At 66.4% G+C, this 18,637-nt stretch carries 14 protein-coding genes and 1 riboswitch; of the genes, 9 read left to right on the forward strand and 5 right to left on the reverse strand.

The genetic code is table 11. The features are described from left to right. Positions 1–74 precede the first annotated feature (74 nt). A riboswitch (SAM riboswitch) is annotated at positions 75–193 on the reverse strand. A gap of 148 nt (positions 194–341) precedes the next feature. From AC5P5R_RS16960 to AC5P5R_RS16975, 4 genes are all read left to right on the forward strand, one after another. Further along, positions 342–1,223, forward strand: coding sequence for a M23 family metallopeptidase (locus AC5P5R_RS16960; protein WP_100438339.1), 882 nt, complete (start codon positions 342–344; stop codon positions 1,221–1,223). Between the two features lie 66 nt (positions 1,224–1,289). After that, positions 1,290–2,894, forward strand: coding sequence for a peptide chain release factor 3 (locus AC5P5R_RS16965; protein WP_005410681.1), 1,605 nt, complete (start codon positions 1,290–1,292; stop codon positions 2,892–2,894). A 160-nt stretch (positions 2,895–3,054) separates the two neighbouring features. Next, positions 3,055–3,693: a PAQR family membrane homeostasis protein TrhA gene (gene trhA, locus AC5P5R_RS16970; protein WP_005410682.1), complete on the forward strand. Its 639-nt coding sequence runs from the start codon at positions 3,055–3,057 to the stop codon at positions 3,691–3,693. A gap of 82 nt (positions 3,694–3,775) precedes the next feature. After that, entirely contained in the window at positions 3,776–5,749 is a 1,974-nt protein-coding gene (locus AC5P5R_RS16975) for an AsmA family protein (RefSeq protein ID WP_100438340.1), read from the forward strand. A 445-nt stretch (positions 5,750–6,194) separates the two neighbouring features. Here AC5P5R_RS16975 and AC5P5R_RS16980 read toward each other — a convergent pair whose 3' ends face one another. From AC5P5R_RS16980 to mtgA, 3 genes are read right to left on the reverse strand one after another with little or no spacing between them, the layout of a single operon-like run. Further along, complete coding sequence (locus tag AC5P5R_RS16980; protein WP_100438341.1) at positions 6,195–6,626, reverse strand: CBS domain-containing protein; 432 nt, start codon at positions 6,624–6,626, stop codon at positions 6,195–6,197. Then, a complete protein-coding gene (locus AC5P5R_RS16985) occupies positions 6,586–7,605 on the reverse strand; it encodes a glycosyltransferase family 2 protein (protein WP_012481027.1) in 1,020 nt (339 codons plus the stop codon). The genes AC5P5R_RS16980 and AC5P5R_RS16985 overlap by 41 nt, the downstream gene beginning before the upstream one ends. Before the next feature lie 46 nt (positions 7,606–7,651). Beyond that, positions 7,652–8,401, reverse strand: coding sequence for a monofunctional biosynthetic peptidoglycan transglycosylase (gene mtgA, locus AC5P5R_RS16990; RefSeq protein ID WP_049395372.1), 750 nt, complete (start codon positions 8,399–8,401; stop codon positions 7,652–7,654). Between the two features lie 77 nt (positions 8,402–8,478). On the opposite strand from mtgA, the gene hslO reads away from it, so the two are divergent. Both hslO and AC5P5R_RS17000 read left to right on the forward strand, forming a co-directional pair. After that, positions 8,479–9,372 carry an Hsp33 family molecular chaperone HslO gene (gene hslO, locus AC5P5R_RS16995; protein ID WP_005414237.1) on the forward strand — a complete coding sequence of 298 codons (894 nt, stop codon included), beginning with the start codon at positions 8,479–8,481 and terminating at the stop codon, positions 9,370–9,372. A 149-nt stretch (positions 9,373–9,521) separates the two neighbouring features. Then, the gene (locus tag AC5P5R_RS17000; RefSeq protein ID WP_024956328.1) at positions 9,522–10,334 is read left to right on the forward strand and encodes an XOO1806 family protein; all 813 of its coding nucleotides are present in this window, start codon (positions 9,522–9,524) and stop codon (positions 10,332–10,334) included. Positions 10,335–10,553: 219 nt separating this feature from the next. Here the strand turns inward: AC5P5R_RS17000 and AC5P5R_RS17005 are convergent, their stop codons facing one another. Further along, positions 10,554–13,511, reverse strand: a complete 2,958-nt coding sequence (locus tag AC5P5R_RS17005) for a TonB-dependent receptor domain-containing protein (protein ID WP_100438342.1) — start codon at positions 13,509–13,511, stop codon at positions 10,554–10,556. 230 nt (positions 13,512–13,741) lie between these two features. After that, positions 13,742–14,341: a TetR/AcrR family transcriptional regulator gene (locus tag AC5P5R_RS17010; RefSeq protein WP_005410690.1), complete on the reverse strand. Its 600-nt coding sequence runs from the start codon at positions 14,339–14,341 to the stop codon at positions 13,742–13,744. 141 nt (positions 14,342–14,482) lie between these two features. Between AC5P5R_RS17010 and AC5P5R_RS17015 the strand changes: the two genes are divergently transcribed. The 3 genes from AC5P5R_RS17015 to AC5P5R_RS17025 all read left to right on the forward strand — a co-directional run bounded on the left by AC5P5R_RS17015 (position 14,483) and on the right by AC5P5R_RS17025 (position 18,418). Continuing rightward, positions 14,483–15,400 carry an alpha/beta fold hydrolase gene (locus AC5P5R_RS17015; RefSeq protein WP_005410691.1) on the forward strand — a complete coding sequence of 306 codons (918 nt, stop codon included), beginning with the start codon at positions 14,483–14,485 and terminating at the stop codon, positions 15,398–15,400. After that, positions 15,397–17,874: an acyl-CoA dehydrogenase gene (locus tag AC5P5R_RS17020; RefSeq protein WP_024956326.1), complete on the forward strand. Its 2,478-nt coding sequence runs from the start codon at positions 15,397–15,399 to the stop codon at positions 17,872–17,874. Before AC5P5R_RS17015 ends, AC5P5R_RS17020 begins: the two co-directional genes overlap by 4 nt. 76 nt (positions 17,875–17,950) lie before the next feature. After that, on the forward strand, positions 17,951–18,418 hold the full coding sequence (locus AC5P5R_RS17025; protein WP_100438343.1) for a hotdog fold domain-containing protein: 468 nt from the start codon (positions 17,951–17,953) through the stop codon (positions 18,416–18,418). The last annotated feature ends 219 nt before the right edge of the window (positions 18,419–18,637 follow it).

Here is an 18,637-nt window from a genome sequence, read left to right on the forward strand (position 1 = left end):
GGGATCCGGTTGGGGAATCGGCCATCGAGCCTTCGCGGGGCTCGCGTTCGAGATGCACGTGCGGTGCATGGATCGAACCATCTTTCGGTGGACGCCACGGTCCCCGCAGGATTTGGCACCTACGCGAACGCTTTCGCATCCGCGGGCTGCCCCGGCTTCAAAGGGCCTGTCCCTCTGCCGGTCTCGATGGTGAGGCCACGATGCCAGCGCTTCCGGGCGCTGTCAATCCCTTCATGCGGATAAAGCGATGAATATTTTCGCAACAGGTATGCGAGAGGCGTCGCGGTCGCTCCGTTCAGGATCGGGTACAGTCCGGACGGTCCGTTTTCCTGAATCCGCTGATGCCACGCCTGCCCTTGACCTGCCTGCTCCTGCCGCTGCTGGCCAGCGCCTCTGCCGGCGCCAGCGACTGGCGCCAGGGCTGGGGGATGCTGCCGAAGGCGCCTACCCCCGCCAGCGCGGAGGCGAAGGCCCCCCTTCCGATGGCCCAGCTGCGCCTGCAGTCGATCGGCGAACATTGGCAGGCCCGGATCGACAACACTCTGGCCGGGCCGTTGCAGATCGAACTGCGCGCCGCCCCTGGGCACCCGGTCGACGGCTTGCCGGTGCAGTCACTGATACAGGGCGACAGCAGCCTGGTCGTCGGCCACCTCCCCGCGCCGGTCAATGGCCGGATGCTGGACCTGCGCCTGCAGTCGGTACCAGGCAACCCCGCCGCACAGGCCGAGGATGTGGCCTACCGCCTGCCCTTCGATGATGCACGCCCGCGCGTGGACCAGGCGCCGCAGGGCCGGTTCAGCCACGACGACGAGGAAAACCGCGACGCGGTCGACTTCGCACTGCCGGAGGGCACACTGGTGCTGGCCGCGCGCGAGGGCACGGTGATGCAGATCCAGGATGGCTTCCGAGGCAACGGCCAGGACCGCGAACGTGATGGTGCCCGCGCCAACTTCATCCGCGTGCTGCACAGCGACGGCAGCATGGCCCTGTACGGCCACCTGCAGGCCGGCGGCATGCGCGTGCGTCGCGGCCAGGCGGTGGGCGCCGGGCAGCCCATCGGCCTGTCCGGCAACAGCGGCTTCAGCAGCGCACCGCACCTGCACTTCGTGGTGCAGGTCAACCGCGGCATGGGCCTGCGTTCGGTGCCGGCTCGCATCTTCGCCGAGCAGGGCCAGCTGCAGTTCGCCCGCCAGGGCGAGGCCGAGGGCGGCATCGGGCGCTGAACGGCCCCGGCCGGTATAATCGGGCGCTTATCTCTTTGAAAAGCGCCCCGGGCGGGCGCCACTGCCATGTCCGAAGTCGCCAACGAAGCGTCGCGTCGCCGCACCTTCGCCATCATTTCCCACCCTGACGCCGGCAAGACCACGCTGACCGAAAAGCTGCTGCTGTTCGGAGGCGCGATCCAGATGGCCGGTTCGGTCAAGGGCCGCAAGGCCGCCCGCCACGCCACCTCCGACTGGATGGCATTGGAAAAGGAACGCGGCATCTCCGTCACCTCTTCGGTGATGCAGTTCCCGTATGAAGACAAGATCGTCAACCTGCTCGACACCCCCGGCCACGCCGACTTCGGCGAGGACACCTACCGCGTGCTGACTGCGGTGGACTCGGCACTGATGGTGATCGACGTGGCCAAGGGCGTGGAAGAGCGCACCATCAAGCTGATGGAAGTGTGCCGCCTGCGCGATACCCCGATCATGACCTTCATCAACAAGCTCGACCGCGAGGGCAAGGACCCGATCGAGCTGCTGGATGAAGTGGAAACCGTGCTGGGCATCCAGTGCGCGCCGGTCACCTGGCCGATCGGCATGGGCCAGCGCCTGAAGGGCGTGGTCCACCTGCTGACCGGCGAAGTGCACCTGTACGAGCCGGGCCGCAACTTCACCCGCCAGGACTCGACCATCTTCCCGTCCATCGACGCCCCCGGCCTGGCCGAGAAGATCGGTGCGCAGATGCTGGCCGACCTGCGCGACGAGCTGGAACTGGTGCAGGGCGCCAGCCATCCGTTCGACCTGGAGGCCTACCGCGCCGGCAAGCAGACCCCGGTGTTCTTCGGCTCGGGCGTGAACAACTTCGGCGTGCAGCCGCTGCTGGACTTCTTCGTCGAGCATGCGCCGTCGCCGCAGGCACGCTCCACCACCGGCCGCGAGATCGCCCCGGAAGAAAACAAGCTGACCGGTTTCGTGTTCAAGATCCAGGCCAACATGGATCCGCAGCACCGTGACCGCGTGGCCTTCATGCGCGTCTGCTCCGGCCGTTTCAGCGCCGGCATGAAGACCTTCCACGTGCGCACCGGCAAGGAAATGAAGCTGGCCAACGCATTGACCTTCATGGCCAGCGACCGCGAGATCGCGGCCGAGGCGTGGCCGGGCGACGTGATCGGCATCCACAACCACGGCACCATTTCCATCGGCGATACCTTCACCGAAGGCGAAGCGGTCACCTTCACCGGCATCCCCAACTTCGCCCCGGAACTGTTCCGCCGCGCGCGCCTGCGCGATCCGCTCAAGCTCAAGCAGCTGCAGAAGGGACTGGCCCAGCTGTCCGAAGAAGGCGCGACCCAGTTCTTCCGCCCTCTCACCAGCAACGACCTGATCCTGGGTGCGGTGGGTGTGCTGCAGTTCGACGTGGCGGCCTATCGCCTGAAGGACGAGTATGGCGTGGAAGCCACCTTCGAGCCGGTCAGCGTGACCACCGCGCGTTGGGTCCACTGCAGCAACGAGAAGAAGCTGGAAGAGTTCCGCGAGAAGAATGCGCTGAACCTGGCACTGGATGCAGCCGGCCACCTGGTCTACCTGGCACCGACCCGGGTCAACCTGCAGCTGGCGCAGGAACGCTCGCCGGACGTGCGTTTCTCGGCCACCCGCGAAGCGGCCCATACCGTTTCGGTGGGCTGATGCCGCGGGGTCGGATCCCTTTCCGGCAGGAAAGGGCTCTGACCCCAGCCAACGCAAGGCAGGCATTCACCCACCATACGGTGACAGGCGTGCACGCATCGCCCATCGCGGCGATGATAAGGGGGTGCGGGTCCCCCTCCCCGCGAACAATGCCTACGCCATGTCCACGACGTCCATTGCTTCGATCCGTGAAGAAATCGCCAGCGCCCTGACCCATGGCCTGGGCGCGGTATTCGCCCTGGCCGCCAGCGCGGTGTTGATCACCCTGGCTGCGATCTACGGCGACGGCTGGCAGCTGGCCAGCGCGATCGTGTTCGGTATCGCGCTGTTGCTGCTGTACACCGCCTCCACGCTGTACCACGCCATCCAGCATCCGGTCGCCAAGGGCCGGTTGAAGGTGTTCGACCACTGCGCGATCTATGTGCTGATCGCGGGCACCTATACCCCGTTCACCCTGATCGGCCTGCGCGGTCCGTGGGGCTGGGGCCTGTTCACCGCGATCTGGGCGCTGGCGCTGGGCGGCGTGGTGTTCAAGCTGTTCTACACCGGCCGTTTCAAGGTGCTCTCAACGGTGATCTACATCGCCATGGGCTGGCTGGTGGTCGTGGCGATCAAGCCGATGTGGGCCTCGATCGATGGCGGCACCCTCACCTGGCTGTTCGCCGGCGGCCTGTCGTATACGCTGGGGACCTACTTCTACCACCGTGAATCGATCCCGTACTCGCATGCCATCTGGCACCTGTTCGTGATCGGCGGCAGCGTCTGCCACTTCGTCGCGGTCACCATGCAGGTGCTGTAAACGGCCGCCGACGGCGGCGTGTGCACGCCATGCACATGGTCGCTTCGCGCCCTGTCCACGAACAGGGGGCAACCATGGCAGCGTGAATGCTGCCGCCTCCCCTGCCGCAAAGCGCACGCCCCGCTGGCGCCTCCGCCGCCCCGGCCCACGAGGCCGGCGCTGGCTCACGATCCTGGTTTTCCTGCTGGCGGCGATCCTGGTACTGCTCGCGTTGTGGGACTGGAACTGGTTCAAGGGACCGGTGGAGCGCGCGGTGCAGGCACGCACCGGCCGAGTGCTGCACATCGGGAACCTTGATGTCGACCTCGGCCGCACCAGCACGATCCGCGCCGATGCGATCACCTTCGCCAATGCCAGCTGGGCGAAACAACCTGAGATGGCCAGCGCAGACCGCGTCGAGATCGACGTGCGGGTCTGGCCCCTGCTGCGCGGCAGCGTGCAGCTGCCCGAGGTGCGCCTGACCCGGCCGGACGTGCTGCTGGAAACCGCCCCGCGCAAGGGCGAGCCGGGCAACTGGGACTTCCTCGGTGACAGCGCCGGCGGCACAAGCCCGCAGCTCAAACGCCTGCGCATCGACGATGGTCGGCTGCAGTTCATCGATGCACTGGGCCGCACCGACATCCGCGTGGGCGTGCGCAGCGGTCAGCCGAAACAGGCCGATGCCTCGCCGCCGCTGCTGGTGCAGGGCAAAGGCCACTGGCAGGGCAACCCGTTCACCCTGCGCGGCGGCACCGAATCACCGCTGGAACTGACCGACAGCGACCACCCGTTCCGCATCCACCTCGACGGTCGCGCCGGCGCTACCCACGCGGTGGCCAGTGGCACGCTGACCAATCCGTTCCAGCTGCGGGTGTTCGACCTGCAGTTCGCACTCAGCGGGCAGGACCTGTCGGACCTGTACCCGCTGCTCGGCATTGCCATCCCGCCCTCACCGCCCTACGCCTTGGACGGACGGCTGAAGCGCGACCACAACGTCTGGCGCTACGACAGCTTCACCGGCAAGGTCGGTGACAGCGACCTCGCTGGCAACCTGCAGTTCGAGGTGGGACGCGACCGTCCACGGCTGACCGCGACACTGGAATCCAGGCGCCTGGACTTCGATGACCTGGCCGGCTTCGTGGGAGCGCCACCGAAGACCGGCGGCGGCGAAACCGCGAATGCGGAACAAAAGGCACAGGCCGCCCGCATCGCCGCCAGCAGCCGGGTATTGCCCGACACGCCCTACAATCTGGGCAAACTGCGTGCGATGGATGCCGACGTGCGCTGGAAGGCCCACCGCATCAACGCGCCCTCGTTGCCACTGGACGACATGGACGCGCACCTGCTGCTGGATGACGGCGTGCTGCGGCTGGACCCGCTGAACTTCGGCGTGGCCGGCGGCGATATCCGCAGCACGGTCCGCATGGATGCACGCCAGTCGCAGATTCGCACCGCGTTGAAGGCCAGTGTACGCGGCGTGCAGCTGGGCCAGCTTTTCCCGGATGCGAAGCTGGCCGAGCAGGCCAAGGGCGGCATCGGCGGCGAAGTGGACCTGAGCGGGCGCGGCAACTCGATCGCCGCCATGCTCGGCAGCAGCAGCGGCAAGGTCGGGCTGGCGATGGGCCGTGGCCATGTCGGCAACCTGGTGATGGAACTGGCCGGGCTGGATATCACCGAATCACTGAAGTTCCTGGTGACCGGTGACAAGCAGATTCCGCTGCGCTGCGCCTTCGCCGACTTCGGTGTGCAGGACGGCCTGATGACCAGCCAGGCACTGGCGGTGGACACCACCGATACCATCCTCATCGGCGAAGGCACGGTCAGCCTGCGCGACGAGACCCTGGACCTGCTGCTGAAACCGCGCCCGAAGGACAAGAGCATCCTGGTACTGCGGTCACCGTTGCATATCAGCGGCACGTTCAAGGACCCGTCGTTCCGCCCTGACTTCAAGGCGTTGGGTATTCGCGGCGCGGTGGCCCTGGCACTGGGCAGCATTGCCCCGCCGGCAGCGCTGCTGGCTACGATTGAACTGGGGCCGGGCAAGGATGCCAACTGCGGTGGGCAGTATGCGAAGTAGGGTTACAGCGTTGTTCGCGGCGCCTCCCTTCCCGCGCGTAGAGCCGGAGCAAGGCGACAGGCAGGACACGCCGTAAATACGTCCCTGTAGGCTCGGTCGGCGCATCCATGCGCCTCACGGTCCTGCCTGCCGCCTTGCTCCGGCTCCGGACAGTTTCCTGCGCGCGCGGAACGAGAGCGAAATTCAAAGTCAAAAAAAAAGCAAAGTCAAAAGCTGTTGCCAACCAAGGTTGGCATCTACCAGGAGCGGGGGATCGGCACTGAAACGCACCGCGCTCGCGGGAACGTGTCCAGAGGCGGAGGACCCTGCCCAGCCGCACCCTCCGCCTCCCAACGTATCAGGAAGGCGCTGCTTTGGCTTTGGCTTTGGCTTTAGCTTTGGCTTTGACTTTGGCTTTGAGCTTCGAAAAGCGGGCCGGCGGGCCGCAGGCCCGCCAGCGAAAAACTCATCCCGCCACGATGTACTGCTGCAGCTGATCCAGCTCCCAGCGCTGCGCATCGATCACCGACTTCACCAGGTCGCCAATGGAAATCACCCCCAGCACCTGCGCGCCCTCCACCACCGGCAGGTGGCGGATGCGGTAGTCGGTCACCAGCTGCAGGCAATGCTCCACCTGTTCGCCCGGCGACACCGTCACCACCTGCGTCGTCATGATCTCGGCCACCGCCGTATCGCGCGAAGAACGATCACGCAACACGATCTTGCGCGCGTAATCGCGCTCCGAAAGGATCCCGACCAACCGTGGCCCGTCCATCACCAGGACCGCGCCAATGCCCTTTTCCGCCATCAACCGGATCGCATCGATCACCGCCGCATCCGGCGCGACCGCATGTACTTCAGGAGACTTGCCGTCCAACAGTTGCCGTACCGTGGTCATCTGCCTGCCCTCCGAGGGTGGGTTGCAGGGCCGAGTCTGCCACGGCGGATGCTAGCCACGCGTCAACCAGGTACAACGGCCGCTGCTTGGACTCTTCGTACAGGCGCCCCAGGTACTCACCGATCAGGCCCAGCGCGATCAACTGCACCCCGCCCAGGAACAGGATCACCGCCATCATCGTCGGCCAGCCCGCCACCCGGTCGCCGTACAGCGCGGCCTTGACGATCACCCACATGCCGAACACGAAGGCCACCGCCGCGGTTGCCAGCCCCAGGTAGGTCGCCGCGCGCAGAGGCACGGTCGAGAACCCGGTAATGCCTTCCAGGGCGAAGTTCCACAGCCGCCACAGGCTGAACTTGCTGGTGCCGGCCACGCGTGCGTGGCGGTGATAGGGCACCGCCACGCGCTTGAAACCCACCCAGCTGAAAAGCCCCTTCATGAAACGATGGCGCTCACGCATCTCGCGCAGCGCACTCAGCGCGCGTGGTGACAGCAGGCGGAAATCCCCGGTATCGGCCGGGATCGGCGTACGCGAAAGGCGCCCCATCACGCGGTAGAAGATCGCCGCCGTGGCACGCTTGATCCAGGCCTCGCCATCGCGCGCCAGGCGCGTGCCATAGACGTTGTCATGGCCCTCGCGCCAGCGCGCGACGAACTGCGGCACAATCTCCGGCGGGTCCTGGCCATCGGCATCCAGGATCATCGCCGCCCCTTCGCGCACCAGGTCCAGGCCAGCGGTCAGTGCGGCTTCCTTGCCGAAATTGCGCGACAGCTTCAGCGCGGAGACCCGCGCGTCGGATTGGGCCAGGCGGGCGATCACCTCCCAGGTCCCGTCATGGCTGCCGTCGTCCACGTACAGAATGTGGCCGTCGATGTCGGGCAGCGCGTCGAGCACCGCGCACAACCGCGGATGCAGCAACGGCAGTGCCAGGGCCTCGTTGTAGGCGGCGATGACGAAAGTGAGCCGTTCGCGGGTCATGCCCGGATTGTACGTTGCCGCCGGCCGTAGATCAGGCGGCGCGCGCTCACTCTTCCGAAAGGTACGCGGCCCCGCCCAGCTGCCGTGCCTGGCGCTGGATCCAGGCGGCGCGCCGCTGCACGTACGGCCCTGGCTTTGCGGCGTTGTAGCGCCGCGGTGCCGGCAGCACCGCCGCCAACCGCGCGCTATCGGCCGGGCTCAACCTGGCCGCGTCCTTGCCCCAGAACTTCTGCGCCGCCGCCTGAGCTCCGTACACGCCATCACCGAACTCGGCGATGTTGGCGTACATCTCCAGGATGCGCTCCTTTGGCCACAGCGCTTCGATCAGCACGGTGTACCAGACCTCCAGCCCCTTGCGGATCCAGCTGCGGCCCTGCCAGAGGAACAGGTTCTTGGCCACCTGCTGGCTGATCGTGCTGGCGCCACGCAGTCGCCCGCCCTTGGCATTATGGTCGCGGGCCTTCTCGATGGCCTGCAGATCGAAGCCGTTGTGGTCGGGAAAACGCTGGTCCTCGGCGGCCACCAGCGAAATCGGCAGGCTCGGCGCCATCTGGTCAAGGTCGCGCCACTGGTAATGCAGGCGATAGGACCAATCGGCCTCGCCCAGCGCCTCGCCATAGCGCCACAGCATCACCATGGACACGGGCGGGTCGATGAACCGCAGCACCAGGACCTGCAGGCAGCTGAAAGCAGCCAGCAGCACCGGCAGCCACAGCAGCCGTTTCCAACGCCAGCGCCTGCGGTGCGGGCCTTCTACGACAGCTTCCACCTTGTGCTGCTCTCCCCCTGCCCCCATTACTGGTGCATCCTTCTTCTATCTGGTTGTCGGCGCATTATCCGGCAACTGCCCCCGTTTACGCGCGATGTGAGCCGATGACCGCCAACTCCGATTCCCTGATCCGCTTCCTGCTCCCCGACGCCGGCGTCCGCGGCGTCCACGTGCGCCTGCAGGCTACCTGGCAGGAGATCCTGTCCCACGCCGAGTACCCGGATACCGCCGCCGAACTGCTCGGCGAGGCCTGCGTGGCCTCGGCGCTGTTCACCGGCCATACCAAGATCGATGGACGCCTGTCGATCCAGCTGCGCAGCAGCACTGCCCTGCGCACCCTGTTCGCCGAATGCACCGCCGCCGGCACCCTGCGCGGTATCGCCCAGCTCAGCGAAGGCGGCGACGCGCCGCGCGACCTGTCCAGCCTGGGCGATGACGCGATCCTCGCCATCACCATCGAGAACCCCGGCCTGGACCCGCGTGAACCCCAGCGCTACCAGAGCCTGGTCGGACTGACCGCACCGGAACTGGACGAGGCCTTCGAGGACTACTTCCGCCAGTCCGAGCAGCTGCCGACCCGCCTGCTGCTGGCGGCCGACCGCAATGGTGCCGCCGGCCTGCTGCTGCAGAAGCTGCCGGGCGACGAGGGCGACGAGGACGGCTGGGCGCGCGCCAGCGCCCTGTTCGAGACCCTGGGCAAGGCTGAACTGCTGGCCACCCCGGCCGAGCAGCTGCTGCACCGCCTGTTCCACGAAGAGAAGCCGGCGTTGATGGGCGAAAAGCCGCTGTCCTTTGCCTGCTCCTGTTCCCGCGAGCGGGTGGCGGCGATGCTGCAGTCGCTGGGTGAGGAGGAGGCCCGTGCAGCGGCTGCAGACACCGGCGCCGTCGAGGTCCGTTGCGAATTCTGCGGGCGTGAGTATCACTTTCCATTGACGGAGTTCGGCATACTGTTCCACGGCGCCCAGGGGGCTGTACCGGCGCCTGAACGGCTTCAATGAACGGCAGTCTTGTACCTGGGGAGGATCAAGGCTTGTTAAGAATTCATAAACACCCTAGGATCAAGTTCCCGTCCCCACGGGAACTTCCGTTGTCCGTCCCTGTCTGAACTGGTCCGATGCGTACCTTCCTGCGTCTACCGCTGGCCATGATGATCGCCCTTGGCGCGATCACGGGCGTGCATGCGCAGAGCAAGGACACCCGCACCGTGCTGCCGGTATGGAACAAGGGCAGCGGCAAGGTCGAGGCCCTGCTGTACCTGGAGCCGACCGGTGAGCAGGCGGCCGGGGCGCGTTGGCATTTCGGCCGCAACTCGCTGGATGCGGCCTTTGGCCTGTCCTCCGGCGATTCGCTGGGCCTGCTCTGCAGCAGCAGCGGGACCAGCATGAGCGGCCTGGCCAGCCACTGCATGCTGGCCAGCCTCGGCGACGAGGACGACCTCAACAGCCGGCGTTTCACCGGCACCGCCGCATTGAACCGTGGCAGCAGCCGCCTCGGCATCACCGCCGGCACCGGCCGTGAAACCCTGCCGGCATGGCTGGCAGGCCCGAACAAGACCCCTTCGCTGCGCGCCGAGCAGAATGACCTGACCGTGTTCGCGCAGAAGAACATCGGCCGCGAAGGCTTCGTGTCCATCGCCGGCACCTACGCCAAGGCCCGCCTGGTACCGCTGGCCGACGCCTCGCCGGCCATTGCCGACCGCTGGGACAGCAAGAGCCTGAGCATCGGCGCCGGCTACGGCAATTTCACCGGCAGCATCATCGGCCGCGTCATCGACGTGCCCGGCAAGCCCGGCAAGTGGGAAGGCCTGGGTATCGGCCTGACCTGGCGCACGCCATGGTCCGGCCAGCTCACCGTGGGCGCCGAGAACGTGATCAGCCGCGGCAAGAATCCGTTCTCGCCACGCAACGAAAGCAACGACGACGGCACCGTGCCGTACGTGCGCTACGAGCAGGACCTGTAAGCTCCCTGCTGCCTCACCGCGACGTTTCCGCGCGCGCTCCCTTCGCCCATCCCCGTAATGACACCTCGCCGCCACCACGCGGCGATGCGCAAGCGCCTGTGCGCGGCCTGGTCCAGCACGGCTGCGCAAAGGCCTGCGCCATCAAGCCTGGCTGCCCCATGAAAAAAGCCACGCCCCTTTCGGGGCGTGGCCATGTCACACGTACATATTACGCCGCGATCAGAAGCGCTGGGTGTACTTCATGTACAGGAAGCGACCGATGTCGAAGCCACCGTAGTAGGAGACGTTCGCGCTCGGCTGGCTGTACATGGTCGGGCCCACGCGGCCGAACACGTTGTTGGCACCCACGGCCACGGTCGCATTCCACGGTGCGTTCCAGCGCAGCTGGACGTCGTTGAATACGGTCGCGCCACGCTGGTTGGTCGCGCTGCCCACCGCCACGCCCTGGTTGTTCGGCGAAGCGTAGTTCGGCAGGTTGCACTCTTCCGGGAACGTCACGGCACTCAGGCACGATTCCTTCATGCCGGAGAAGTAACGGACGGTCCAGCTGGCGCCGAAGTCACCCATTTCCCAACCCAGGTTCAGGTTCGAACGCACGCGGAAGGCGCCGCCCGCCCAGCCCACGCCGGTGCGGGGATTCGGGTGGGTGACCGGGTTCTTGGTGGTGACCAGGTCATCACGCGAGGTGTAGGTGCTGGTCCACTGCGCGCTGAAGTTGCCGAAACGATCGGTCGGCAGGCGGTAGCTGACATCCAGGTCGAAGCCTTCCACCTCGCGGTAACCGGCGTTGATGCCGGTGCGCTTGAGGTTGTTGACGATGCCGGTCACCGGGTCACGCGTGAACGCCGAGCAGCGTGCCGCGATGTCGTTGATGTAGCAGTCGTTGAGGATCAGGTTGGCCGTGTCCGAGATGATGGTGTTCTCGACGCGGATTTCCCACCAGTCCAGCGACATGTTGAAGTTCTGGATGAAACCCGGGCTCCAGACGAAGCCCAGGGTCTTGGACGTCGAGGTTTCCGGGGTCAGCTGGTCGTTGGAGCCGGAGACGAAGGCCAGCGGGGTCTGCGACGATGCAGCGGTGGTCGGAGTGAAGCCCTGCTGCTGCTGGCGGAAGTTGGCTGCATTTACGCCGGCCGGCAGTGCGGCGGCGCAACGGGCACGCACCGCAGGATTGGTGCGCGCCGCACCGTAGATCGAATCGCACGGATCGGTGAAGAAGTCGAACGACTGCGAACCGCCGCTGTACAGGTCGGCGATGGTCGGGGCACGGAAGCCTTCCGCCCAGGTACCGCGGATGAGCAGCGAGTCGATCGGCTTCCACTTGAAGCCGAACTTGCTGTTCAGCGTGGTGCCGAAGGTGTCGTAGTCCGAATGGCGGGTGGCCGCGTTGAGGCTCAGCTCGCGGGCGCCCGGCAGGTCGGCCAGGATCGGCACGTTGAACTCGGCATAGACTTCGTCAACCTTGTAGCCACCACCGGTGGGGAAGTTGGCCAGGCCGGAGGTGTTGCCCGACTGCACCAGCGCGTCCGGGCTGAAGCTGCCGGTTTCCTTGCGGTGCTCGACACCCACGGCGAAGCCCAGGTCGCCGGCAGGCAGGGTGAACAGGCTGCCGGCCAGGTTGGCGGTGATGACCTTGGTGGTGGTCTCGGCGGTGGAGTGCGCGGACGGGAACAGCAGGTTCTGCAGGGCGGTGTTGCCGGTCAATGCGCCGTTGGCGCCGTTGCTCTGGATGCCGGCGTGCAGGAACGGGTTGTACGGCACGCACTGGTTCAGCCCGATCGGGTTGGCCACGGTACCGCACTGCGCCACGCCGCTGCTGTTGATGAAGGACGGACCCACCGCCGCACGCAGCGCGGTCAGGTTGAGGTCGCCGGTGCTGGTCTGGACCAGCTTGTTGTTGTTGTACAGGTAGCCGACATCCCAGTCGAACAGGCGGTCGGAGAACTCGAAGCTGCCTTCCAGGCCGCCGCTGAAGCGGAAGGTGGTCAGCTCGGCGCGGGTGTTGCGCGGCACTTCCGAAGTACGACGCCACCAGTTGGCGATGTCAGCACCCAGCGGATTGAACGCACTGCTGGCCGAAATCGGCGAACCGAAGGCCAGTGCGCCGTACGGGTAGCCGGCGATCTGGCGGTTCGAATCGCGGAAGCTGTACAGCATGTTGGTGCGCAGGCGCACGTTGTCGGTCAGGTCGTAGATGCCATCGACGAACACTGCACGGCGTTCCTGCGGGGTACGCAGGTCGGTCTGCAGGTTGGTGTTGGTCTTGTCCTTGGTGGAGAAGCTGTTGACGTTCTGCGCGACGTAGTCGGCCTTGTTGTTCGCGTTGCCACCCTCACGCAGGATCACGCGCACTTCGCGGTTCGGGTTGGATGCGCTGGCGGCCGGATAGGTGACGCCCGGCAGGCCATCGGCCGGACGGCTGACGAAACCGCCGAACTCACCGACGGTGGTCCAGCCGAAGTCCGGGTGGTTGGAGCTGCGCGGGAACGCACCGTACGGACGATCGGCCGCCCGCACCTTGTCTTCCTTGGCGTACTCGGCACCGATGGTCAGCGAACCGCGCTCACCCTTCACGCCCATGGTGAAGTCCATGGTGCGGGTGGCACCGTCGCCTTCACTGTACTGGCCGTAGTAGACGCTGCCGGTGGCGCCTTCGAAGTTGGTACGGGTGATGATGTTGATGACGCCGGCGATGGCATCGGAACCGTAGATCGACGAAGCGCCGTCCTTCAGCACTTCGATGCGCTCGATGGCCGAGACCGGCACGGTCGAGATGTCCTGCAGGCCACCGGTGGTGATGCCCAGGCGCTTGCCGTTGAGCAGCACCAGGGTGCGGGTGGCGCCCAGGTCACGCAGGCTGATGTAGGTGCCGCCGACGGCTTCGCCCGAGGACAGCGGCTGGGCACGGCTGATCGGCGGCGTACCCACGGCGCTGATGTTCTGCAGGATGTCAGCGACCGACGAGAAGCCCTGCTTCTCGATGTCAGCGCGGTTGAGGGTCAGGACCGGCTGGGCGGTTTCGACGTCGACGGTACGGATGCGCGAACCGGTGACTTCGATGCGGTCCAGGTTGGTGGCGGTCTGGGCAGACGCCACCCCGGTACCGGCAACGGATGCGGCGCTGGCGGCCAGCGCAACGCACACTGCATCGCGCAGCTTGTTGCTGTTCAACTTCATGGGCTCTCTCTCCATGGATCTTGGGTTGTGTGCTGAGTCCAACCGACGTGCCCCAAAAGGGAGGCACAAAAAACGGCTGGTGACCCGATAGTAGCCACACTTGATCTGGAATTAAAGAGTCGTTAAGAAAATGCCCAAATCGCGTGAAACCAGCCTCACCACGACATACGTTGGCGCATTGAGGTCGCCTGCAAGGCGCATTCGGCACTTGCAGGGCGCCATTCTCCCATTCAGCTGGGAATGAGCGTCTCGATCAGATGCTCGACATAGGCCTCGAAATCCTCGCGGGCCTGCTTGGGTTGCTGCAGCTGCAGCGACAGCTGCAGGAAGCCGACGTAGGCGGCATAGGCCAGGCGCGCGCGATGCCGTGCATCGGTGGAGCTGAGCCCGGCCTGGCGGAACGAAGCAACCAAATAGTCGAGCCGGCGCTGCGAAACGCGGTCGATCACCGGGCGCACCATCGGGTGGTCCAGCGCCTTCAGCAGTTCGCTGTAGATGATGTGCGGCTGCACTTCGTGCGCGACCATCTGGAACAGCTGGCGCAGGCGCACGCGCGGATCCGGCACGTCCTCCAGGCTGCCGAACACCTGTTCCTGTTCGAACAGTTCCCAGCGTTCCAGCGCCGCCTGCAGCAGTGCATCACGCGAGGGGAAGTGCCAGTAGAAACTGCCCTTGGTCACACCCAGGCGCCGCGCCAACGGTTCCACCGCGACGGCCCCCACACCTTGTTCAGCAATCAGATCGAGAGCGGCCTGGGCCCAGTCTTCGGCACTCAGGCGGCTGTTGCGGCCGGCGCGCGGTTCGCCGGCGGAAGCGTCAGGTTGATTCATGGGCTGATTTAACCATACGCCGGGGTTCGTTGCAGTACGCGGTTGCGGCCGAAACCGTCGCGACGCCCGCCTGGGCACCTGCCGCAGCGCACCATACCGTGCAGTATTGACTTCCCTCACAAGCGATCCATACTAGCAAGTATGGTTACGTCCCCTACTCCCGCTGCGTTCCATGATCTTCGCCTGGAGGCCGCCCATGGCGCACGCCTGGCCGCAACCGCCAGCGACCACGGCCGCCGTGGCCGCGTGTTGTTCGCGCACGGCTTCGGCCAGACCCGGCACGCATGGAACGCCACCGCGCGGGCCCTGTCTGCGGCGGGGCTGCAGACGCTGGCCTACGACGCCCGTGGCCACGGCGATTCGGACTGGAATTCTGCCGAACTGCCCTATCACGGCGAGCAGTTCGCTGATGACCTGATCGTGCTGGCCGGGGAACAGCCACGCCCGCCGGTGCTGGTCGCAGCCTCGATGGGCGGCCTGTTCGGCCTGCTGGCCGAATCGCGCTGGCCGGGCCTGTTCTCGGCGATGGTGCTGGTGGACATCACCCCGCGTTGGGATACCGCCGGTGTTGAACGCATTCTGGCCTTCATGACCGCCCATCCCGACGGCTTTGCCTCGCTCACCCAGGCCGCCGATGTGATCTCGGCCTACATGCCGCACCGTCCGCGCAAATCCGAGCAGTCGCTGCGCGCACTGCTGCGCGAGGACGGCCACGGCCGCTGGCGTTGGCACTGGGACCCGCGCCTGGTGGCCGAACTGGCGCGCGACAGCGAGCAGCACCAGGATGCACTGGCCGAGGCCGCACGCCAGGTGAAGTGCCCGCTGCTGCTGGTCAGCGGCGGCCGAAGCGACCTGGTCACGCCACAGACCGTGGCCGAATTCCTGGCGTTGGCGCCGCACGCGCGTCATGTACAGCTGCCGCAGGCCACGCACATGGTCGCCGGCGATGACAACGACGCCTTTACCGCTACTGTGTTGGACTATCTGGACGTGTTGCCCGCAGCGGATGCTGCAGCTTCGTCCGCCACAAACGAGCACGTCACCGGAGCACGCTCATGAGCATCGTTCTTCCCTTCCTCGCCCTGCTGCTGGCAGGCGCGTTCGTCGCCTACCACCGCATGCGGCTGGTTACCTGGACGCTGATCAGCGTGGCCCTGCTGGTCGCCTGCTGGTTCATTCCCTACGTCAACCAGACCGCCACGATCGTGGCTGCCGCCATATTGGCCGTCATCGCCGTGCCGCTGCTGCTGCCGTTCATCCGCAAGCCGCTGCTGACCGGCCCGATGATGAAGGTGTTCCGCAAGGTGCTGCCGCCGCTGTCGCAGACCGAGCGCATCGCGCTGGAAACCGGCTCGGTTGGCTTCGAGGGCGAACTGTTCACCGGTGATCCGGACTGGAACATCCTGCTCAATTACCCCAAGCCGCAGCTGACCGCCGAAGAACAGGCCTTCCTCGATGGCCCGGTCGAAGAGCTGTGCACGATGGTCAACGACTGGGAAATCACCCACGTCCACGCTGACCTGCCGCCGGAGCTGTGGGCCTTCATCAAGAAGAACAAGTTCTTCGGCATGATCATCCCGAAGGAATATGGCGGCCTGGGCTTCTCTGCGCTGGCCCACCACAAGGTGATCCAGAAGCTGGCCTCGGTGTCCTCGGTGGTCAGCTCCACCGTCGGTGTGCCCAACTCGCTGGGCCCGGGTGAACTGCTGGTGCATTACGGCACCCAGGAACAGAAGGACCAGTACCTGCCGCGCCTGGCCGATGGCCGCGAAGTGCCCTGCTTCGGCCTGACCGGTCCGTTCGCCGGCTCCGACGCCACCTCGATTCCGGACTACGGCATCGTCTGCAGGGGCGAGTGGAACGGCGAGCAGGTGCTCGGCGTCAAGCTGACCTTCGACAAGCGTTACATCACCCTGGCCCCGGTCGCTTCGCTGATCGGCCTGGCCTTCCGCATGTACGACCCGGATGGCCTGATCGGCGACACCCGCGACATCGGCATCACCCTGGGCCTGCTGCCGCGCGACACCGCCGGCGTTGAAATCGGCCGTCGCCACTTCCCGCTGAACTCGACGTTCCAGAACGGCCCGATCCGCGGCAAGGACGTGTTCATTCCGCTGACCCAGCTGATCGGTGGCGCGGCCATGGCCGGCAAGGGCTGGAACATGCTCAACGAGTGCCTGGCCGTGGGCCGTTCGATCACCCTGCCGTCCACCGCCAGCGGCGGTGCCAAGGCCGGTGCCGCCGTGACCGGCGCCTATGCACGCATCCGCAAGCAGTTCGGTCTGTCGGTCGGCCGCTTCGAAGGCGTGGAAGAAGCGCTGGCCCGCATCGGCGGCAAGGCGTACAAGATCAGCGCGCTGTCGCAGGCCACCGCTGCTGCAGTCGACCGTGGTGACGTGCCGTCGGTACCGTCGGCGATCGCCAAGTACCACTGCACCACCATGAGCCGCGAAGTGATCTCGGACATGATGGACGTGATCGGCGGCAAGGGCATCATCCTGGGGCCGCGCAACTTCGCCGGCCGCAGCTGGCAGGCCGCGCCGATCGCGATCACCGTGGAAGGCGCCAACATCATGACCCGCAGCCTGCTGATCTTCGGCCAGGGTGCGATCCTCTGCCACCCATGGGTACTGAAGGAAATGAAGGCCGCGCAGGATCCGGATACCCGTGCCGGCCTGCAGGACTTCGACCGCAGCCTGTTCGGCCACATCCGCTATGGCATCTCCAATGCCGTGCGTTCGTTCTGGTTCGGCCTGACCGGGGCACGCTTCGGTGCCGCCCCGGGTGACGCCTACACCCGCCGCTACTTCCGCAAGCTGGACCGTTACTCGGCCAACCTGGCGCTGATGGCCGACATCTCGATGATGACCCTCGGCGGCAAGCTGAAGTTCAAGGAATCGCTGTCCGGCCGCCTGGGCGACGTGCTGAGCCACGTCTACATGACCAGCGCCATGCTCAAGCGCTACCACGACGAGGGCGCACCGCAGGCCGACCAGCCGCTGCTGGCCTGGGCCTTCCATGACAGCGTGCACAAGATCGAGGAATCGCTGTCGGCGGCCCTGCGCAACTTCCCGATCCGTCCGATCGGCTGGCTGATGTGGGCGCTGATCTTCCCGCTGGGCCGTCGTGCCGAGGCCCCGGGCGACCGCCTGAGCCGCCGCGTCGCCGCCCTGCTGATGGCGCCGAACGAAGCCCGCGACCGCCTGGCCAGTGGCGTGTTCCTGACCCCGTGCGAGAACAACCCGGGTGGCCGCATCAACAGCTACCTGAGCAAGGCGATCATGGCCGAGCCGGTGGAACGCAAGTTCCTGAAGGCGCTGAAGAGCAAGGGCATCGAGGCGCTGGACTTCAAGAGCCAGCTGGACGAAGCCGTGGCCGAGGGCGTGATCACCCAGGACGAGCGCAGCCTGCTGGAAGAGCTGCGCACGCTGACCCTGGATACGATCACCGTGGACGACTTCGACACCCACGAACTGCGGGCGGCCAGCTACTACGACCGCCAGCACAAGGATCCGCATTCGCAGGCCGCCTGATCGCCCGCGATACGCGTTGCCTTCGACGGCGGGCCTCGGCCCGCCGTCGCTCTATCCGACGACCGGAACATCGACCATGTCCACGCCTCTGCTCTCGCTCTACCACCGGCTGCAACGCTGGCCTGCCGGCACCTGGCTGTTCTCGCGCGCGGTCTGCTTCAAGGCGCCCTACTTCGCCAGCATCGCGCCGCGCATCACCCGCCTGGAACACGGCCGCTGCGAAGGCACGCTGGCCGACCGCCGCAGGGTGCGCAACCACATCGGCACGGTGCACGCGATCGCGATGTGCAACCTGGCCGAACTGACCGCCGGGCTGATGGTCGACGCCTCGCTGCCGAAGGGCATGCGCTGGATTCCGAAGGGGATGCAGGTGCAGTACCTGGCCAAGGCACAGGGCACGCTGCAGGCGGTGACATTGCCGGCCCAGCCGATCGTGGCCGCTGCCGAGGGCTATGCACTGCCGGTGACGGTGAGTGTGCGCGACCGCGCGGGGACGGAGGTGTTCAGCGCGGTCATCGACATGTGGATGTCGCCGGCGAAGTAAGTTCCCGCGAACGGCGCAGCCCCTCGTGGGTGGGTCGCGAAATGCGGTTTATCGGCTGGGCCGGAGGGGTGGGGCCGGGCGGGGACGCCGCAAGTACGTCCGTGTAGCAACTGTGTTGATGGAGGGACTTGGCCCCTCCATGAGACGGGCACGGTAGTGCCGGCCGCTGGCCGGCAGCCTTTGGTCTTGCGCCCTGGCTGGCCTTAGGCAGGGACCAGC

This window comes from Stenotrophomonas sp. YJH_SMC_19 (genome assembly GCF_059367915.1).